1 protein-coding gene and 1 pseudogene are annotated in these 2,096 nt (G+C 42.5%); both read right to left on the bottom strand.

Annotation, left to right across the window (positions count from 1 at the left end; genetic code table 11):
• A partial coding sequence (locus ACFIKH_RS08985) for an HlyD family type I secretion periplasmic adaptor subunit (protein ID WP_375671520.1) occupies positions 1 to 1,131 on the bottom strand: 1,131 nt, incomplete at its 3' end.
• A pseudogene (locus ACFIKH_RS08980) lies at positions 1,121 to 1,683 on the bottom strand (ATP-binding cassette domain-containing protein). The pseudogene ACFIKH_RS08980 and the gene ACFIKH_RS08985, both read right to left, overlap by 11 nt.
• Positions 1,684 to 2,096 lie beyond the last annotated feature (413 nt).

Genomic DNA, 2,096 nt, shown 5'->3' with positions numbered 1-2,096 from the left:
ATAGCGCGCTGTAGCGCCTACATTAACGACTGTACCGTGGATAACACCGAAACGTTCAGGTGGAAAGGCAGAAAACTTGATGTAAGCACGTTGGCCCTTTTCTAAAAAACCAATATCTCGATTATCAAAAAACGCTTCAACAATGAGACCACCTGCATCAGGGACAATACGCATAAGCGTTTTACCAGCTTCTACAAAGCCGCCCAAAGTATGGATACTTAAATCATCGATACGTCCATCAACAGGCGCATAGAGTGATAAGTGGTCAAGATGGTATTGAGTGCTATCAAGCTTTGCTTTTAATCCTTGAAGATTCAGTTCTGTTTCACGCGACAGTTGGCGATAGCGGGCGATTTCATCGGAAATGAGACTTTTCCGTTGTTGGCGGAGGGTGTTTATTTCGGCGGCATTTTCTTCCAAACGTCTTTGATTGGTTAAAATTTCATGCTCGACATTTTTAAAGTCATGTAAACGCTCTAAATAAACGGCTTGGCTAATGACTTTTATTTCCATTAGGCTTTTTGCAGCTTTTAATTTTCCTTGGCTTAATTGACGATCATCTTCCAACCTATCTAATTGCGCATGTTGTGTTGCACCGCTGCGCTCGACGCGGTCCGCTTGTGCTTTTAGCGCTCTTAATTTATCTTGGAGAGATTGAAGGGTAGCGCTAATGAGTTTTTCCCCTTCTATTCTTGCAGTCTGATTGCCAGAAGGAGGAGCTGGCAGATAGGCAAGCCCTTTGGTCACAAAATCTTTATCCAAAGGATCACTTTCATGCAAAGCTGTTAAAATAGCTGTTGCGATTTGTGCTTGAAGGGTTTGTTGCGCGATATCTGCTTGAACACGTGCGCACTCATTGAGGGCTTCACGAGGATCTAATTGAATAAGGAGATCACCTTGATGAACAAATTGCCCTTCTTTTACAAGGATTTTCTCAATGCGTCCTGTATTTTGCGCTTGGACCAGCTGAACGTAAGCGGTGGGAATAACACTTCCTTGCCCCCGTGCAACAATCTCTGTTTTTGCGATAAAGCTGCCGATCACAATAAAGAGAAATAAAGCAATTAAAACAGCAACAACCATATGAAGCGTTGGTGACAAAGGGCGCAAATAGGGAGCTTTATCTGCCATTTTTTGCCTCCAAATCAGTAAAGTTTAAGACGGTTGCATGCTGAGGAAAGAGGTCACTTTTGTGGGTAATAACAAGAACAATACGTTCTTGCGAAAGTTTATATAAATGCTCAACAATTTGTGCACTGACAGTGTCATCCAATGCGGAAGTAGGTTCATCCAAAATAAGAAGGCTTGGGTTTATCAGAAAGAAACAAGCCAAAGCCAAGCGTTGGCGCTGACCACCTGATAAAAAACCACCTTGCTCTCCTACTTGAGTATTAAGTCCTAAAGGCAACTGAGCAATCAAATCATGGCAAGCACTAACATATAGTGCAGCGTCGATTTCATCTTTAGTGGCATCTGGTTTAGCAAGAAGCATATTCTCAAGAATGGTTCCGGAAAAAAGGCAAGGATTTTGAGGAAAATACGCGATTGTTTCACGCACGCTACGGACATCAAAATTCTGTAAAGGTTGGGCGTTAATCAATATCTTTCCGCTTGTTGGGGGTAGAGTCCACAAAGGAGCTTCGCCAAGGTTGTTTTTCCGCACCCTGAAGGACCAAGTAACATAATTGGTTGCCCAGGTTGTAAACAGACATCAAGATGATTGATAATGGACTTATCTCCATAAGAAAAACAGAGATCGTTGGCTTCAAGATGAGGAGGAGCGCTGAGTTGAAGAGGCGGCTTTTCTTCTTCCCATTCTGAAGGGGAGTTAAGAATATCGCCCAAACGAAGACGAGAGATTTTCAAATGCTGCCATTCTTCCCATAGGGATGCAAGGCTTAAGATAGGACCAGAAACATTTCCAGCGAGGAGATGAAAGGCAATAAGTTGCCCTAGCGTAATCTGGTTTTGAAGAACTGCTTGAGCACCAAAAAAGATAATAAAAATAGTGAAAAGATCACCAAAAATATGGCTCATGGCTCCATTGAGAAGATGCAATTTACTGGTTGTAAGGCTTTGATCTAAACTACGGGCTA

The organism is Bartonella sp. SD1336NMGDW (assembly GCF_042193565.1).
GTDB lineage: Bacteria > Pseudomonadota > Alphaproteobacteria > Rhizobiales > Rhizobiaceae > Bartonella > Bartonella grahamii.
Note: the sequence above shows the minus strand (reverse complement) of the source record. Positions and strands in the feature narration are given on the sequence as shown.